Annotated in this window: 15 protein-coding genes; 7 read left to right on the forward strand and 8 right to left on the reverse strand. The window is 62.1% G+C overall.

The genetic code is table 11. The features are described 5' to 3' along the window. Positions 1–3: 3 nt before the first annotated feature. Together ASE80_RS16555 and ASE80_RS16560 are read right to left on the reverse strand one after the other, a co-directional pair. On the reverse strand, positions 4–804 hold the full coding sequence (locus ASE80_RS16555) for an alpha/beta fold hydrolase (RefSeq protein WP_056859875.1): 801 nt from the start codon (positions 802–804) through the stop codon (positions 4–6). Beyond that, entirely contained in the window at positions 801–1934 is a 1134-nt protein-coding gene (locus tag ASE80_RS16560) for an FAD-dependent monooxygenase (protein WP_056859876.1), read from the reverse strand. Before ASE80_RS16560 ends, ASE80_RS16555 begins: the two co-directional genes overlap by 4 nt. A gap of 305 nt (positions 1935–2239) precedes the next feature. On the opposite strand from ASE80_RS16560, the gene ASE80_RS16565 reads away from it, so the two are divergent. The 4 genes from ASE80_RS16565 to ASE80_RS16580 all read left to right on the forward strand — a co-directional run bounded on the left by ASE80_RS16565 (position 2240) and on the right by ASE80_RS16580 (position 8123). After that, positions 2240–3292 carry a 2,5-dihydroxypyridine 5,6-dioxygenase gene (locus tag ASE80_RS16565; RefSeq protein WP_056859877.1) on the forward strand — a complete coding sequence of 351 codons (1053 nt, stop codon included), beginning with the start codon at positions 2240–2242 and terminating at the stop codon, positions 3290–3292. 188 nt (positions 3293–3480) lie between these two features. After that, positions 3481–3915, forward strand: a complete 435-nt coding sequence (locus tag ASE80_RS16570; protein WP_082463654.1) for a MarR family winged helix-turn-helix transcriptional regulator — start codon at positions 3481–3483, stop codon at positions 3913–3915. Between the two features lie 201 nt (positions 3916–4116). Then, a complete protein-coding gene (locus tag ASE80_RS16575) occupies positions 4117–4608 on the forward strand; it encodes a (2Fe-2S)-binding protein (RefSeq protein WP_056859879.1) in 492 nt (163 codons plus the stop codon). Continuing rightward, positions 4605–8123: a molybdopterin cofactor-binding domain-containing protein gene (locus tag ASE80_RS16580; RefSeq protein ID WP_056859880.1), complete on the forward strand. Its 3519-nt coding sequence runs from the start codon at positions 4605–4607 to the stop codon at positions 8121–8123. Before ASE80_RS16575 ends, ASE80_RS16580 begins: the two co-directional genes overlap by 4 nt. 118 nt (positions 8124–8241) lie before the next feature. On the opposite strand, the gene ASE80_RS16585 is transcribed toward ASE80_RS16580, so the two are convergent. Further along, complete coding sequence (locus ASE80_RS16585; protein ID WP_056859881.1) at positions 8242–8889, reverse strand: TetR/AcrR family transcriptional regulator; 648 nt, start codon at positions 8887–8889, stop codon at positions 8242–8244. 159 nt (positions 8890–9048) lie between these two features. On the opposite strand from ASE80_RS16585, the gene ggt reads away from it, so the two are divergent. Next, complete coding sequence (gene ggt / locus ASE80_RS16590; protein WP_056859882.1) at positions 9049–10773, forward strand: gamma-glutamyltransferase; 1725 nt, start codon at positions 9049–9051, stop codon at positions 10771–10773. A 12-nt stretch (positions 10774–10785) separates the two neighbouring features. Here ggt and ASE80_RS16595 read toward each other — a convergent pair whose 3' ends face one another. From ASE80_RS16595 to ASE80_RS16605, 3 genes are all read right to left on the reverse strand, one after another. Beyond that, positions 10786–11331, reverse strand: coding sequence for an AAA family ATPase (locus ASE80_RS16595; protein WP_056859883.1), 546 nt, complete (start codon positions 11329–11331; stop codon positions 10786–10788). Then, positions 11328–11891, reverse strand: a complete 564-nt coding sequence (pnuC, locus tag ASE80_RS16600) for a nicotinamide riboside transporter PnuC (RefSeq protein WP_056859884.1) — start codon at positions 11889–11891, stop codon at positions 11328–11330. The genes ASE80_RS16595 and pnuC overlap by 4 nt, the downstream gene beginning before the upstream one ends. A gap of 175 nt (positions 11892–12066) precedes the next feature. Then, a complete protein-coding gene (locus ASE80_RS16605) occupies positions 12067–13701 on the reverse strand; it encodes a methyl-accepting chemotaxis protein (protein WP_056859885.1) in 1635 nt (544 codons plus the stop codon). A gap of 224 nt (positions 13702–13925) precedes the next feature. Here ASE80_RS16605 and ASE80_RS16610 point away from each other — a divergent pair, with 224 nt between their 5' ends. Continuing rightward, the gene (locus ASE80_RS16610; RefSeq protein ID WP_056859886.1) at positions 13926–14756 is read left to right on the forward strand and encodes an undecaprenyl-diphosphate phosphatase; all 831 of its coding nucleotides are present in this window, start codon (positions 13926–13928) and stop codon (positions 14754–14756) included. Then, positions 14753–15136: a DUF1294 domain-containing protein gene (locus ASE80_RS16615; RefSeq protein WP_056859887.1), complete on the forward strand. Its 384-nt coding sequence runs from the start codon at positions 14753–14755 to the stop codon at positions 15134–15136. The genes ASE80_RS16610 and ASE80_RS16615 overlap by 4 nt, the downstream gene beginning before the upstream one ends. On the opposite strand, the gene ASE80_RS16620 is transcribed toward ASE80_RS16615, so the two are convergent. Both ASE80_RS16620 and ASE80_RS16625 read right to left on the reverse strand, forming a co-directional pair. After that, positions 15125–15481, reverse strand: a complete 357-nt coding sequence (locus ASE80_RS16620) for an MmcQ/YjbR family DNA-binding protein (protein ID WP_056859888.1) — start codon at positions 15479–15481, stop codon at positions 15125–15127. The two genes, ASE80_RS16615 and ASE80_RS16620, sit on opposite strands and share 12 nt — an antisense overlap. Then, positions 15478–16386: a LysR substrate-binding domain-containing protein gene (locus ASE80_RS16625; protein WP_017138819.1), complete on the reverse strand. Its 909-nt coding sequence runs from the start codon at positions 16384–16386 to the stop codon at positions 15478–15480. Before ASE80_RS16625 ends, ASE80_RS16620 begins: the two co-directional genes overlap by 4 nt. Positions 16387–16488: the final 102 nt, after the last annotated feature.

A 16488-nucleotide genomic window follows, 5' to 3' on the forward strand; every position in this document is an offset into this window, starting at 1 on the left:
TCCTTATTGTTGTGTGAGGAAGCCGTCAAGGGCGGCAAAAAAGCCCTCAAGGTCATCCCACGGAATCATGTGCCCGGCGTTCGGCACGCGGGCGACCTGGATCGCGGGCTGCAGGTCCTGGATTTCGGCGATGTCTTCGTCGAGGATCACGCCGCCGCGCCCGGCCACCATCAACAGGGCAGGGGCCTTGAGCCTGGGCAGGTGCTGGTGGAAGTCGACCGTGTGAAAGTCGTTGAAGGCGCGCACGATGGCCGGCTCATAACAGGTGTGCAGCCACTCGGCGCGCAGTTTCAGTTGCTCGACGGTCCAGGTGGCACAGAAGGCGCGCATCGCATCAGCGTCCATGCCGACCAGCGATTGGCGGATCGAGTCGACGTACCATGGCAGCTTGCTCGGGTATTCACGGCGGCCGGGGCCGGACACTGGCGGGTCGATCAGCACCACGCGGTTGACGCCCTGGGGGTGCATGACCGCGCTATGCACGGCAAACCGCGCGCCCATGGAGTGGCCGACCAGGTGGTAGCTATCGAGCCCAAGCGCATCGGCAAACGCGCCAATGTCCTCGGCGCAGGTGTCTGCGCTGTAGTCCAATTGCGGCCCGGTGGACGACAAACCGCGCCCGCGCACATCCAGCACGTAAGTGTCGAACCGGGTGCCAAGGCGTTCAGCCACAAAACCCCAGGTAATCGCCGGGCTGGTGATGCCCGGGATCAAAATCAGCGCCGGGCCTTTGCCGCCGTAGCGCAGGTAGTGCTGGCGAATGCCATTGGCTTGCACATGGGCGCCGTACAGAAAGGTACTCACGCGGCCACCCCCGATTTCAGCGCCTGGGCGTACAGGTCATAACCGTAGACCCAGGCCGGGTCTTCCTGGGTGCGCAGCCAGGTGTTGGCGTTGGACACCGCTTGTACGCGGGACGCGCGTTCCTTGCGGTTGGCTTCGTAGAGCTGGAACGCCGTGCGGTAGTCGCTGATGCCGGTTTCCTGCAGGCAGCGGGTGAGCATGGCCGCGTCTTCGATGGCCATGCCGGCGCCCTGGGCCATGTGCGGTTTCATCGGGTGGCAGGCGTCGCCCAGCAACACCAGGCGGCCACGGCTCCACAGCGGCAACGGGTTACGGTTGCGCAACGGCCATTTGGTCACGCTTTCGGTGGACTCGATCAGCGCCTGTACGGTGGAGTGGTAGCCCTTGAACGCGTCGAACATCTCTTCGCGGCTGCTGTCCACGAACGCGCCCTGGAAGTCCCATTCGGCATGGGGCACGCCGGTCACGTAGTAGTACTCGTCGCGCTTGCCGGTGGTGTAGTAGACCATCATGTGGCGGTCCTCGGTCCACCACTTGATGCAGTCTTCGAACTTCAAGTCGTACTTGGCCAACTGGTCGCCACGGATCAGCGCACGGTGCGCGACCCAGCCGCTGTACAACGGTTTTTCCACGCCGAGCAGCTCTTCGCGGATCCTGGAGTTGATGCCGTCGGCGCCGATCACGATGTCGGCGTAGGACACGTCGCCGTCGGCGAAGGTCAGGCGCACTTGGGTATCGGTTTCTTCGAGGGTTTCCAGGCGCTTGTTGAAGTGCAGGGTGCCGGGTTTGAGGGTCGACATCTGCAACGCGTGCAAGTCGCCACGGTGCACGGTGATGTAGGAAGCGCCGTAGCCGGTGAGTGGGATGCGCGCGAGGTAGTCACCGCTTTCGCCGCAACGGCTGAACCAGTGCTCGGGGTGCGAGCCCATCAGGTCCAGCTGTTTTTCGATGCCCATGCGGCGGAAGATTTTCATGATGTTAGGCCCCATGTGGATGCCTGCACCCAAGCGCGAAAACTCCGGCGCCTGTTCATAGATATCGACATCGAAACCGGCTTGCTGCAGCAGGGTGGCTGCCGCGGCGCCGCCCAGGCCGGCACCGACGATGGCGATTTTTTGTGTGCTTCCCATGGGGCGTAAACCTCTCTTTTTTTGATTTTGGCGGCATCTGTCCGCAAGGTTTTAAAGTGTATACGCTCATTTTTTGAAATGGGAAGCCTGCTTTTAAAATTTTATCCTTTGGCCGTATTTTTCCTCTGTAACGGTTTTTGACCTTTATCTGTAGGGTTTTTGTGGATTGGTAACGTTTTGGCGTGCCACTTGCAGTTCGTCTTTAATTCGGGTCTTATCGTTTTTAATTGGCGTATACGCTATAAAAATGCACTGGAGTGAAGCGTGGTGCTTGAACTTGGTGCAGCCCCACAGGAGACAGGAAAATGCCGGTAAGCGATTGCGAACTGACCCAGATGTTTGAGCACGTGTTGAAACTGTCGAAGGTTGACCCCACCCAGAGCGTCGCCGTGCTCAAGAGCCATTACTCCGACCCGCGCACCGTGCGTGCTGCGATGGACGCGGCGCAGCGCCTGGGGGCCAAGGTGTATGCGGTGGAATTGCCGTCGTTCAACCATCCCAAGGCCATGGGCAACGACATGACTGCCTACTGCGGCGACACCGCGCTCACCGGCAATATCGCCACCCAGCGCGCGTTGGAGGCCGCCGACCTGATCGTCGACACCATGATGCTGCTGCACTCGCCGGAGCAGGAGCAGATCCTCAAGACCGGCACGCGCATCCTGTTGGCCGTGGAGCCGCCGGAAGTGTTGGCGCGCATGTTGCCCACCGAAGCCGACAAGGTTCGCGTGCTAGCGGCCGAGCAGTTGCTGAAAAAGGCCCGCTCGATCCACGTCAAATCCCGCGCGGGCAGTGATTTCCGTGCAGCGCTGGGCCAATACCCGTCGGTCACCGAGTACGGCTTTGCCGACGAGCCTGGGCGCTGGGACCATTGGCCGAGTGGCTTTCTGTTCTCCTGGCCCAACGAAGAAACCGCCGAGGGCGTGCTGGTGCTGGATATCGGTGACATCCTGCTGCCGTTCAAGACCTACACCCGCGAGAAGATCACTCTGGAGATCGAGAAGGGCTTTATCACTGAAATCCACGGGGGTTTCGAGGCCGAGTACTTGCGCGATTACATGAAGTATTTCAATGACCCGGAGGTCTACGGCATCTCCCATATCGGCTGGGGCTTGCAACCCAAGGCGCAGTGGACGGCCATGGGCCTGCACGACAAAAACGACGGCATGTGCATGGATGCGCGGGCGTTCTACGGCAACTTCCTGTTCTCCACCGGGCCGAATACCGAAGTGGGCGGCACACGCAAGACGCCGTGCCATATGGATATTCCACTGCGCAATTGTGATGTGTACCTGGATGATGAGGCGGTGGTGATCGCGGGAGATGTAGTCGCACCACCAGCCTCCCTGGCACGTTGAGTGTTCAACTGTGGGAGCTGGCTTGCCTGCGATAGCGGTCTGTCAGTCACATCATGGCTGGCTGACCCGGCGCTATCGCAGGCAAGCCAGCTCCCACAGTTTGAGGTGTTCCGTCAGTTCGAGGCTTGAGTCCGTTCACCATCCCCGCCATCATGCCCACCATCGCCAATCACCCACCGAGCCACGCCGTGCCTGATTCCTACGTTTTCTCTGAACAAGTTGGCCACCTGTTGCGCAAGGCCTACCAGCGCCACTTGGCGATTTTTCAGCAGAATGTCGGCGACTCGCAACTCACCGCCGTGCAGTTCGTCACCCTGTGTGCGCTGCGCGATCACGGTGCAAGTTCCCTCACCGAGCTGGTCAAGGCCACGGCCGTCGACCAGGCGACCATTCGCGGTATCGTCGAGCGGCTCAAGAGCAAGGCGCTGATTACCCTGGAGCCGGACCCTCAGGACAAACGCAAAGTGGTGGTCGACCTGTCGCCAGCCGGCGCCGAACTGGTCGCGCAAACCGCGCCGCGCGCCGCGCAGATCAGCGAGCTGACCATGAGCAACCTCAACCCCGCAGAGCGGGTGGCGGTGCTGTTCCTGCTGCGCAAGATGATCGACGATCCGCAGGAATAGCGGCCTTCCTGTGGCGAGCCCGCTCGCCACATAGGCTCAATCACCCCACAACAAGCGCCCACCCTTTGGCATCGTTTTTGCTCTGAGTTCATGTAGTAGTCACTTCACGTGTCAAGTGTGTCGCGAGGCCCCAACGTTGCGGCGCTTTTTTTTGACTGTTTCGTGTAGTGGTTGCTTCATCAAATGATACAGGCGAAGCGAATGATCAGCCCACCCATCACCGTTGGCCTCAAGGTCAACGGCCACACCCGCGAAGTCAGTGCCATGGCGGATACGCCGCTGCTGCTGGTGCTGCGCAATGACCTGCAACTCAACGGCCCGAAGTACGGCTGCGGCCTGGGCGAGTGCGGTGCCTGCACCGTGATCATTGATGGCGTGGCGGCGCGGTCGTGCGTGTTTCCACTGGCGGGTGCAACCGGGCGCGAGATCGTCACCCTCGAAGGCCTCGGCACACGCCAGGCGCCGCACCCCGTGCAGCAAGCCTTTATCGAGGAGCAGGCGGCACAATGCGGTTATTGCCTCAACGGCATGATCATGACCGCCAAGGCCTTGCTCGACCGCAACCCCAACCCCAGCGAAGCCCAGGTGCGCAATGAGCTGTCGGGCAACCTGTGCCGTTGCGGCACCCATATCGAAATCCTGCGCGCGGTGCTGCGTGCCGCGCACCTTATGAGCGTGGAGGGCCGACCATGACGGATATGTCCCGTGAGCAATGGCTGGCCAAGGCTGGCGTCTTATTGATTGTCGATGATGTGCTGCCACCTTCTGGCCCGGTGGCCAAGGGCGGCACACCCACCGTTAAACCCAGGGAACTGGGGTTGTTCATTGCGGTAAACGATGACGGCCTTGTGTATGCCTTCAACGGCCATGTGGACCTGGGCACCGGCATTCGCACCTCGCTCGCGCAGATCGTGGCCGAGGAGCTGGACCTGAACATGCAGCAGGTCAAGATGGTCCTGGGCGATACCGAGCGTGCGCCCAACCAGGGCGCCACCATCGCCAGTGCGACCTTGCAGATTTCGGCGGTCCCGCTGCGCAATGCGGCCGCCGAAGCACGGCGTTTTTTGCTCGCGCGCGCAGCAGGACGCTGGGGCGTGAGCACCGGCAGCCTCAAGGTTGAAGCCGGGGTTGTGCATGCCGCCGACGGGCGCACCACCACCTACGGCGAGTTGGTCAGCGGCCAGCATGATCAGTTGCGCATCAGTGGTGACGCGCCGTTAAAACCTGTCGAAGATTACCGCCTGGTCGGCAAGGACGCCGCGCGCGTGGATATCCCCGGCAAGGCCACCGGCGAGCTGACCTATGTGCACGACATGCGCGTGCCGGACATGCTCCATGGCCGCGTGGTCCGCCCACCGTATGCCGGGCTCGACTGCGGCGATTTTGTCGGCAACAGCCTGCTGAGTGTGGATGAGGCGTCCATCGCGCATATTCCCGGCATTGTCGCGGTGGTGGTGATTCGCGATTTTGTCGGCGTGGTGGCGTTGCGCGAAGAACAGGCGATCAAGGCCGCCCACGCACTCCAGGTGCACTGGAAGCCGTGGAACAACGCCTTGCCGGACATGAGTGATGTCGAGCAAGCCATCCGCGACAACCCACGGGTACGCCGCACGGTGCTCGACCAGGGCAATGTCGACGAAGCCCTGGCGGGTGCGAGCCAGCGCATGCCGCGCAGCTATTTGTGGCCGTACCAGATGCATGGCTCGATCGGGCCTTCGTGTGGCGTGGCGGACTATCAAGCAACCGGCAGCCGCGTGTGGTCGGGCAGCCAGAACCCGCACCTGCTGCGCGCCGACCTTGCGTGGTTGCTGGAATGCGATGAAGCGCTGATCGACGTGATCCGCATGGAAGCCGCCGGCTGTTACGGGCGTAACTGCGCGGACGATGTGTGCGCCGATGCGTTGCTGTTGTCGCGCGCCGTGGGCAAGCCGGTGCGGGTGCAACTGACCCGCGAACAGGAACACCTGTGGGAACCCAAGGGCACCGCGCAGTTGATGGACGTGGACGGCGGGCTCAACGCCGACGGCAGCATTGCCGCCTATGATTTTGAAACCAGCTACCCGTCCAACGGCGCGCCGACCCTGGCGCTGTTGCTGACTGGCCGCGTGGAGCCGGTGGCGGCGATGTTCGAGATGGGCGACCGCACCTCGATCCCGCCCTACGCCATCGACAATATGCGCGTGACCATCAACGACATGGCGCCCATCGTGCGCGCCTCGTGGATGCGCGGCGTATCGGCGTTGCCCAACACCTTTGCGCATGAATCCTATATCGACGAGTTGGCCTTCGCTGCGGGCGTCGACCCGGTGGAATACCGCCTGCGCTACCTCAAGGACGAGCGCGCCATCGAGCTGGTCAAATCCACCGCCGAACGGGCCAACTGGACGCCGCGCACGGCGCCGATGCAAACCGCCAGCGAGGACCACCTGTTGCGCGGTCGCGGCTTTGCCTATGCGCGCTATATCCACAGCAAGTTCCCCGGTTTCGGTGCCGCGTGGGCGGCGTGGGTGGCGGACGTGGCCATCGACAAGCACACCGGCGATGTGTCGGTGACGCGCGTGGTGATCGGCCATGACTCGGGGATGATGATCAACCCGGCGGGCGTGCAGCATCAGATCCACGGCAATGTGATCCAGTCCACCAGCCGTGTACTCAAGGAGCGGGTGACCTTTGAAGAGTCGAGGGTGGCGAGCAAGGAGTGGGGCGGCTACCCGATCCTGACCTTCCCCGAAGTACCCGATATCGACGTGCTGATGATGCCGCGCCAGGACCAGCCGCCCATGGGCGCTGGCGAGTCGGCCTCGGTGCCGAGTGCGGCGGCGATTGCCAATGCGATCTATGACGCCACCGGCATTCGTTTTCGCGAGTTGCCGATAACGCCCGAGCGGGTATTGGCGGCGCTGAACGCCGGCACCCTTGGCGAACCTGCCAAGTCGCCGGAAAAACGCAGGAAGTGGTGGTTCGGTGCGCTGTTTGCCACCTTGGGCGCAGTGCTGGCCACCGCGTGGCCGTTTCACAACGAAATCGCACCGATTGCGCCGCCCGGCGCGGGCACCTGGTCCAGGGCCACCCTGGAACGCGGGCGCCTGCTGGCGGCGGTGGGCGATTGCGCGGTGTGCCATACCGCGCCGGGTGGCGCCGTGAATGCCGGCGGCCTGGCCATGCAAACGCCGTTCGGCACGCTGTACAGCAGCAATATCTCGCCTGACGTGAAAACCGGCATCGGCGCCTGGTCGTACCCGGCATTCGAGCGGGCGATGCGTGACGGCATTGGCCGCGATGGGCGCAACCTGTACCCGGCGTTTCCCTATACGGCGTTTCGCAATATCAATGAGGCGGACATGCAGGCGCTGTATGCCTACCTGATGTCCCAGGCGCCGGTGAGCCAGGCGCCGACCCCGAATGCCATGCGCTTTCCGTTCAATATCCGACCCTTGATGGCCGGCTGGAATGCACTGAACCTGCGGCAGGGTGAAATCACCCTGCAGCCTGAGCGCAGCGAGCAATGGAATCGCGGCAATTACCTGGTCAATGGCCTTGGGCACTGCGCCGCGTGCCACTCGCCGCGTAACCTGATGGGCGCGCAGAAGGGCGGCAAATCCTTCCTTGCCGGGGGCGTGGTCGATGGCTGGGAGGCGCCCGCGTTGACGGGGTTGTCCAAGGCACCCACGCCGTGGACCGAAGAGCAATTATTTACTTACCTGAGCACTGGCTACTCCGATGCCCACGGCGTGGCGGCAGGCCCGATGGGGCCGGTGGTGAGTGAGTTGTCAAAGCTGCCCAAGGCCGATATTCGTGCGATGGCGGTGTACCTGGCGTCGCTCAAGGGGGAGGCAACTGCCGAGGCGCACGTTCAGGTTGCGACTGTTGCGAACCCGAATGGCCGACGTGTATTCGAAGGCTCATGTAAAGCCTGTCATGCCGATGGCCTGGGGCCGAAGCTGTTTGGGGTGAGCCCGTCGTTGGCGAGCAATACCAATGTGTTCAGTGACCAGCCGGATAATTTGATCAAGGTGATTTTGCAAGGCATCAATAACCCGGCGACCCAGGACCTGGGGTATATGCCGGGGTTCAGGGACAGTTTGTCCGATAGCCAGGTGGCGGATCTGGTCGACTACCTGCGCGGACGCTTTGCACCCAATGCGCCGGCGTGGAAAGGCCTGGAACAAAAGGTCGCGCACCTGCGCGCCAACCCTGGCACCCACTGACAGGACGCGGTTAAAACTGTGGGAGCTGGCTTGCCTGCGATGCAGACAACTCGGTAAATCAGGCACACCGAGTTGATGCCATCGCAGGCAAGCCAGCTCCCACAGGATGAACCGGTTTCTACCGGGGTATCGGCGTTACGCCCCGCAATACCAGGTCACTGATAAACCCCAGCCAATCCCGCTGCTGCCCCTTATCCGCCAGGTCTTCACCCAGAAACGAACTCAGCGTGTGGCGGTTGGAGTTATAGAAGTAGCACAGCGAGGCAATCATCAAATACACGTGCTTGAGGTCGATGTCCTGGCGAAACACGCCCTGGGCCTGGCCGGCTTCGATGATCGGGCGTAACACGCCAACCGCTTCGCCCGACAGCCTGCGCATCTCGCCGGACTGCCGGGCATGTTTGCCCTGGTGCAGGTTCTCGATGCTCAGGATCGCCACGAACTCGGGGTGCTTGACGTAGTAGCTCCAGATAAAGGCCACCAGTTCACGCAAGGCGTGCACGGGGTCGCCCTGGTCCAGCTTGAGTGTGCTTTCGGCTTTATTGAACTGTTCGTAGACATGTTCCAGCACACAGACGAACAGGTGTTCCTTGCTGCCGAAATAGTAATAAAGCATGCGGTCGTTGGAGTCCGCGGCCTTGGAAATGGTGTCGACGCGCCCACCGGAATAGCCGTCGCGGGTGAACACCTTGACCGCCGCCTGCAAGATGCGCGCACGTGTCTGGTCGGCCTGTTGCGCTCGAATCCCGGTCTTCTTGATCGCCATCACAAAGCGCCTTGCCGCCAGTCTGGGCGCGAAATATAGCATGGGCTTTTTCGTGCCCGTTCTATGACCGACAAGTTCTGTAATAAAAACGCCATTGCGCTGGGGATTGGATTCAAGTCGGGCTATTTTGGTGCACCTCAATAAATAGAGTAGCCATGGATGAAATACCAACCCTTCAGCCGTACCCTGATTGCCACTGCGCTGGTGTTGACGGTCAACGGCGTGCAAGCCGCGTCACAGGCCCCGGTGGCCGGTGAAAATGGCATGGTGGTGACCGCCCAGCATTTGGCCACTCATGTTGGCGTGGATGTGCTCAAGGCCGGCGGCAACGCGGTGGATGCGGCCGTTGCTGTGGGCTATGCGCTGGCCGTGGTGTACCCGGCAGCAGGCAACCTCGGCGGCGGCGGCTTTATGACCGTGCAACTGGCAGACGGGCGCAAGACCTTCCTCGACTTCCGTGAAAAAGCCCCGTTGGCAGCCACCGCCGACATGTACCTGGACAAAGACGGCAAGGTCATCGACGGCCTCAGCGCCAAGGGCCACTTGGCCGTCGGCGTACCCGGCACCGTGTCCGGCATGGAAACCGCGCTGAACAAATACGGCACCCTCAAGCGCGCCCAGGTGATTGCCCCGGCGATCAAACTGGCCGAAAGCGGCTTTGAACTGGAGCAGGGTGATATCGACCTGCTGCACACCGCCACCGGCGAGTTTGAAAAAGACAAGGACCTGCGCGGGATTTTCCTGCACAACGGCCAGCCGATGCAGGTCGGCCAGAAGCTGGTGCAGAAAGACCTGGCCAAGACCCTCAAGGAAATCTCCGCCAAGGGCACCGACGGTTTCTATAAAGGTTGGGTCGCCAAGGCGCTGGTGGATTCCAGCCAGGCCGGCAAGGGCATCATCACCCAGGCTGACCTGGACAAGTACAAGACCCGCGAATTGGCGCCCATCGAGTGCGACTACCGTGGCTACCACGTGGTCTCGGCGCCACCGCCAAGCTCCGGCGGTGTGGTGATCTGCCAGATCATGAATATCCTCGAAGGCTACCCGATGGCCGACCTGGGTTATCACTCGGCCCAGGGCCTGCACTACCAGATTGAAGCCATGCGTCACGCCTACGTGGACCGCAACAGCTACCTGGGCGACCCGGATTTCGTCAAGAACCCCATCGCGCACCTGTTGGACAAGGACTACGCCGCCAAACTGCGTGCCGCCATCGACCCGCAGAAAGCCGGGGATTCCCAGGCGATCAAGCCGGGCGTGTCGCCCCATGAAGGCAACAACACCACCCACTATTCCATCGTCGACAAGTGGGGTAACGCGGTGTCCGTGACCTACACCCTCAACGACTGGTTCGGTGCCGGCGTGATGGCGAGCAAGACCGGGGTGATCCTCAACGATGAAATGGACGACTTCACCGTCAAGGTCGGCGTGCCGAACATGTACGGGTTGGTGCAGGGCGAAGCCAACGCTATCGCACCGGGCAAGGCGCCGTTGTCGTCAATGAGCCCGACCATCGTCACTAAGGATGGCAAGGCAGTGATGGTGGTCGGTACGCCGGGCGGCAGCCGGATTATCACCGCGACCTTGCTGACCATCCTCAATGTCATCGACTACAAAATGAACATCCAGGAAGCCGTGGACGCGCCGCGTTTCCACCAGCAGTGGATGCCGGAAACCACCAACCTGGAAACCTTCGCGGTCAGCCCGGACACCCAGAAGATTCTCGAAAGCTGGGGCCACAAGTTTGCCGGTCCCCAGGATGCCAACCATTTGGCGGCGATCCTGGTGGGCGCGCCTTCGCTGGGCGGCAAGCCGGTGGGCAACAACCGCTTCTACGGGGCGAACGACCCACGCCGCAATACCGGGTTGTCGCTCGGTTACTGAGGCGTGAGGTATTTATACAGGTGGTGCCTGGCCTGGTTGGGCGAGTAGTTGCTCGACGGCCTCAAAGGCCGTCGTGCGGCGTGCTTCCCAGTCGCCACGAATCACCAGGGCGGGTTGGTGGTGCTGTTCGATCCAGTCCAGGCTGCCCTGGAAAAACACTCGGCGATCCGCCAACTCCGGTTGGCAGCGCTGGCCGTCGGCGCTCCATTCCACGTCTTCGGGCGACAGCAGCAGGTGCAGGTCGTAATGGCGGGCCAGCAGTTCGTCATCCAGCCACGCCGGGTAGTCACCGAACAGGGTCTGGCTCCAGAGCTTGTTGGTCAGCAGGTGCGTGTCGAGGATCAGCAGGTGAGGCTGCTCGGCGCGGGCAGCGTCTTCCCAGGCCAGTTGGCCACGGGCGATGGCCGGGATGTCCGCCAGGGTGGTGTCGCGCTGGTGATGGTCGATGAAGTAGCGTACGTATTCACCCACCATCAGCCCACCAAAGCGGGCGTGCAGTTGCGCGGCCAGCCAGCTTTTGCCGCTGGATTCGGGGCCGGCCAGTACCACCACTTTCATGCGTGCAACGCCGGGTCGGCGCGCCATTCACGCCAGCCCTGCACGGCGATCACGGTGAACAGTGCATACAGCGCGGCGGTGAGGTACAGGCCTTTGTAGAGAAACAGGCCGACGAAGATCACGTCCACGGCGATCCACAGCGCCCAGCATTGCACGCGTTTTTGTGCCATCCACATTTGCGCCACCAGGCTGAAACCGGTGAGGGCGGCGTCCAGCCAGGGTTGCGCGGCATCGGTCCAGTGGGCCATGGCGGCACCGAGCAACGCGCTGAACACGGCGCCGACGGCGAGGCTGACCATGATCGCGGGCCAGCCCAGGCTCGTGACCTGGCGGCCCTGCTTGACCTCACCGGCGCGGGTCCATTGCCACCAGCCATAGAGTTGCAGGCCGGCGTAGACCACTTGCAGGAGCATGTCGGAGTAGAGTTTTACGTCGAAGAACACCCAGGTGTAGAGCAGCACCATCACCAGGCCGATGGGCCAGCACCAAGGGTTTTGTTTGACCGTCAGCCAGACAGCGATCACCCCCAGGGCGGCGGCGAACAGTTCAAGCCCGGACATGGCGGTTCCTTGGGAGAGTGGGTGAGGGCGGTGATTGTAACCAAGATGGTGGGTCGTAGGAATGCTCGTTCCCACGCTCTGCGTGGGAATGCATCCCCTGACGCTCCGCGTCAGGCCTGGACGCAGAGCGTCCGTGACGGCGTTCCCACGCGGAGCGTGGGAACGATCATGAGTGCTAGATCTTGAACTGGCACAACAGCCCCTCAAGCTGCTCACTCAACCCGCGCAAATGCGCACTCGCCACGCTGGACTGCTCCGCCGCCAGCGCGGTGCTGTGGGACAAACCCGCTGCCTGGGTGACGTTCTGGTTGATGTCCTCCACCACATGCGCCTGTTGCAAGGTCGCGCTGGCAATCGAGGCATTCAGCCCGTTGAGGTTGCGCAACGCCTGGCCGATGGCGGTGAGGCTCGCCCCCGCCTGGCCCGCTTGTTCGATGGTCAATTGCGAGGCGCTGTGGCTGTCGCTGATCACTTTGACCGCGGCTTCCGAATGACCTTGCAGACGCTCGATCATCACCTGGATTTCGGCGGTGGATTTTTGCGTGCGCTGGGCCAGCAGCCGCACTTCATCGGCGACCACGGCAAACCCACGGCCTTGCTCACCGGCACGCGCCGCCTCGATGGCGGCATTGAGCGCGAGCAAATTGGTCTGGTCGGCAATTGAACGGATCACTTCCAGCACGCCACCAATCTGCGTGCTTTCACTGGAAAGCGTGCGGATCACCTCCACGGCCTGGCTGATGGTGCTGGAGAGCTGGACGATCTGTTGCAGGCTGCCGTCGATATTCACCTGGCCCTGCTGCGCCTGGGCCTGGGCGTCGCGCATTTCGCTGGCGGCATGCTCGGCGTTTTTTGCCACGTCCTGCACGCCATAGGTCACTTCATTGATCGCCGTGGCCACCAGTTCCATCTGCTGGGACTGTTGCTGGCTGCGGTCGTGGGCCTGGCTGGCATTGGTGCCCAGCTCCGTGGACGACTGGCCCAGCGCGTTGGCACACACCTGCAATTGGCCGACCACCTGGCGCAGCTTGGCGGTGAAGCTATTGAAGTGCTGCGACAGTTGCGTGACCTCGTCGCGCCCGTGGGTGTCGAGGGTGCGGGTCAGGTCGCTTTCGCCGCTGGCAATATTGCCCATGGCGTTCACTGCCGCCTGCAATGGGTGCACGATGCTGCGCGCGATCAGGATCACCAGCAGCGCCATCACCAGCGCAATGCCCAGGCCGATCAGCGAGGCTTTCCAAACCTGGCCGTTGAATTCGGCCTGCACATCATCCACGTACACGCCGGACCCGATAATCCAGCCCCACGGCTCGAACAGTTGGATGTACGAGGTTTTTTCCACCGGCGCGTCGGCGCCCGGTTTGGGCCAGCGATAGTTGACGATGCCGGCGCCCTTGGCCTTGGCCAGGAGCACAAATTCATTGAACACCGCAAAACCGTCCGGGTCGCGGATGGCCGAGAGGTTCTGGCCGTCGAGCTTGGGGTTGGCCGCGTGCATGATCATCACGGGCGTCAGGTCGTTGATCCAGAAGTAATCATCGTGGTCGTAGCGCAGCCCACGCACTGCGCTGAGGGCTTGCTGTTGCGCGGCCTCGCGGGTGAGTGCGCCGGTTTTTTCAAGGTTCTGGTAGTAAGCCAGTACGCCGCTGGCGGTCTGCACCACGTGCTGGGTTTGCTGGCGTTTGGCCTGGTAGAGGTCGTAATGGATCTGCTTGAGCATCAGCAACCCGAGGGTCAGCAGCATCAACACGGCGACTATCAGGATCAGCCAGAGACGGCGGCTGATCGACATGCTGCGCAAACTGTTCATCGTCCTGTCACTCCGTGCTTTTTATAGTTGTGTGCTGCATCGACAATTCCAGCTTGTCTGATAGGCTTTCGGCCTGTAACCGAAAAACCTGAGTACTCCCTGATTTTTCACGAAATTTTTGCGCACGGCTGGTGAAAATCCGCAGCGCGTCACGATTGCACGTGGTCAGTGAACATTAAAAAGACAGACAAGGCGTGCCGCAGCGCATGACCTTTGGGGGATACATGGATTTTTGGACCGCCATACAGGCATTGATTCTTGGCGTGGTGGAGGGGCTGACCGAGTTCCTGCCGATCTCCAGCACCGGGCACCAGATCATCGTCGCCGACTTGATCGGCTTCGGCGGTGAACGCTTTGAAGCGTTCAACATCATTATTCAACTGGGCGCGATCCTCGCGGTGGTCTGGGCGTTTCGGCGCAAGATCCTCGACGTGGTGATCGGCTTGCCGACCCAGCCCAAGGCCCAGCGCTTCACCGTCAACCTGATCATCGCGGTGCTGCCGGCGGTGGTATTGGGGGTGATTTTTGCCGACCTGATCAAGCATTACCTGTTTAACCCGATCACGGTGGCCACCGCGTTGGTGGTGGGCGGGGTGATCATGCTGTGGGCCGAGCGTCGCCAACATGCAGTGCACGCTGAAACGGTGGATGAGATCACCTGGAAAGACGCGCTAAAGGTCGGCGTGGCCCAGTGCCTGGCCATGATTCCGGGCACTTCGCGCTCCGGCGCGACCATTATCGGCGGCCTGTTGTTCGGCCTGTCGCGTAAAACCGCCACCGAGTTCTCGTTCTTCCTGGCCATGCCCACCATGGTCGGCGCGGCGGTGTATTCGGGCTACAAATACCGTCACCTGTTCCAGCCCGATGACTTGCCGGTGTTTGCCATCGGCTTTGTCACCTCGTTCATCTTCGCGATGATAGCGGTCAAGGCCTTGCTCAAGTTCATCGCCAGCCACAGTTACGCGGCGTTTGCCTGGTATCGGATCGCGTTCGGCCTGGTGATCCTGGCCACCTGGCAGTTTGGCTGGATCGACTGGACGGCGGTCAAGCCATGAGCATTCAATACCCGCGCCTGAAGGCGCTGATTTTTGTGTTGCTGTGCGCCGCGCCGCTGATCGGCTCGGCGCTGCTGTGGTATCGCGGCGAAACGCTGATCCCGCTGGCCGCCTATGGCGTGGTCAGCGTGGTGGCGTTCTTCCTGTACTGGGGCGACAAACGCAAGGCTCAAGCTGAAGGCCCGCGCGTGCGCGAAAATATCCTGCATGCCGTGGAACTGGCCGGTGGTTGGCCCGGGGCGCTGATTGCCCAACAGGTGTTTCGCCACAAGACGCGCAAGGTGTCGTATCAGGTGCTGTTCTGGGTGATTGTGGTGCTGCACGAGGTGTTCTGGCTCGACCAGTTGTTCCTCGGCGGCACGCTGCTGTCAGTCCTCTAGCAACAAGCCAACCTGCGTGCGCTTGGGCAGCTTGCTCACCACCAGTTGGTGCGAGCGCTGCAACAGGCCACGCAGTTCCTCGGCGCCCAGCGGGTAGGGCGTGTTCATGATCACCCATTGCGCCCGCGCCAGGTAGGGCGCCGGGTGGATGCCGGGGCGGTCTACATGGCCGAGGAACAGTTCCTTGTCGACCTTGAACGCCAGCGAGTCACCGCGCAGGTTCTGCAGGGCGAACATCTTGTTGCCGGCAATCGAGAACACGCGCACGCCGCCCCATTTGTAGTCTTCACGTGCGCCGGGCAGGCCCAGGCAGAACGCCGCGACTTGTGCTTCGCTCATCTTCATAGCAAACGGTCTCCGCAACCCTTGAAGGCTTCTTCCAGATAGTCGATCCACGCCCGAATCGCCGGTAAAACACCACGGCGATGCGGGTAGACCGCCTGCAGCCAGCCGCCCGGCGAAGACCATTGCGGCAGCAACTGCACCAATTGGCCGCTGGCCAATTCTTCTTCGCAATACATCATCGGCAGCAGGGTAAAGCCCAGGCCCTGCAAGGCGCAGGCTTTGCGCACGATAAAGTCATCGATGCCCAGGCGCGCTTCCATGGATAAGTTTTCGGTATTGCCCTGCGGGTCGATCAACCGCAAGTGCACCAGGCGGTCAGCCTCAAGCGCAGCGAGTACCGGCAATTGCTTGAGATCGTCCGGGGTGTTGATTTGGCGGCCTTGCAGGAACTGCGGGCTGGCCACCAAGACTGTCTGGGCCTGACGCAGGCGCTTGGTCACCAGCAAGGGGTCTTCATCGCCCAACTCGCGCACGCGCAGGGCCACGTCGATGCCTTCGGCCACCAGGTCGACGCGTCGGTTGACCAGGGTCATCTCCAGCTGCACCAGTGGGTGAGCGGCGAGAAAGCCGGCAACGATGCCTGGCAACATGTGCTGGGCCATGCCCACCGGGCAACTCACCCGCAGGCGCCCGCGCGGTTCGCTGGACATGCTGGCCACGGCTTCGTCGGCCATTTCCGCTTCCAGCAGCATCGCCTGACAATGGCGCAGGTAGCGCTCGCCGACGGCGGTGAGGGTCAATTGCCGCGTGGTGCGCTGCAACAGGCGGGCGCCAAGGCGTTCTTCCAGCTCGGCAATACGCCGGGACAGCCGTGACTTGGGAATCCCCAGCAGCCGGCCGGCCGCCGCAAAGCCGCCGGCTTCGACGACTTTGGCGAAATAGTAAAGGTCGTTGAGGTCTTGCATGGTCAACCTATTGTCCTGTCAGTGGGACGAACTATCCGCGTCTGGCGTGCGCAAATCCAGCCTGAAAAAAAGCCAGCGCCTTGCAGGCACTGGCTTTTGGAG

Source organism: Pseudomonas sp. Leaf15, assembly GCF_001421425.1.
Lineage (GTDB): Bacteria > Pseudomonadota > Gammaproteobacteria > Pseudomonadales > Pseudomonadaceae > Aquipseudomonas > Aquipseudomonas salomonii.

Coding starts and splice junctions, on each gene's coding strand:
- ASE80_RS16560 (WP_056859876.1), bottom strand. CDS start 1,934: ATGGGAAGCACACAAAAAATCGCCATCGTCGGTGCCGGCCTGGGCGGC.
- ASE80_RS16565 (WP_056859877.1), top strand. CDS start 2,240: ATGCCGGTAAGCGATTGCGAACTGACCCAGATGTTTGAGCACGTGTTG.
- ASE80_RS16575 (WP_056859879.1), top strand. CDS start 4,117: ATGATCAGCCCACCCATCACCGTTGGCCTCAAGGTCAACGGCCACACC.
- ASE80_RS16580 (WP_056859880.1), top strand. CDS start 4,605: ATGACGGATATGTCCCGTGAGCAATGGCTGGCCAAGGCTGGCGTCTTA.
- ASE80_RS16585 (WP_056859881.1), bottom strand. CDS start 8,889: ATGGCGATCAAGAAGACCGGGATTCGAGCGCAACAGGCCGACCAGACA.
- ggt (WP_056859882.1), top strand. CDS start 9,049: ATGAAATACCAACCCTTCAGCCGTACCCTGATTGCCACTGCGCTGGTG.
- ASE80_RS16595 (WP_056859883.1), bottom strand. CDS start 11,331: ATGAAAGTGGTGGTACTGGCCGGCCCCGAATCCAGCGGCAAAAGCTGG.
- pnuC (WP_056859884.1), bottom strand. CDS start 11,891: ATGTCCGGGCTTGAACTGTTCGCCGCCGCCCTGGGGGTGATCGCTGTC.
- ASE80_RS16605 (WP_056859885.1), bottom strand. CDS start 13,701: ATGAACAGTTTGCGCAGCATGTCGATCAGCCGCCGTCTCTGGCTGATC.
- ASE80_RS16610 (WP_056859886.1), top strand. CDS start 13,926: ATGGATTTTTGGACCGCCATACAGGCATTGATTCTTGGCGTGGTGGAG.
- ASE80_RS16615 (WP_056859887.1), top strand. CDS start 14,753: ATGAGCATTCAATACCCGCGCCTGAAGGCGCTGATTTTTGTGTTGCTG.
- ASE80_RS16620 (WP_056859888.1), bottom strand. CDS start 15,481: ATGAAGATGAGCGAAGCACAAGTCGCGGCGTTCTGCCTGGGCCTGCCC.
- ASE80_RS16625 (WP_017138819.1), bottom strand. CDS start 16,386: ATGCAAGACCTCAACGACCTTTACTATTTCGCCAAAGTCGTCGAAGCC.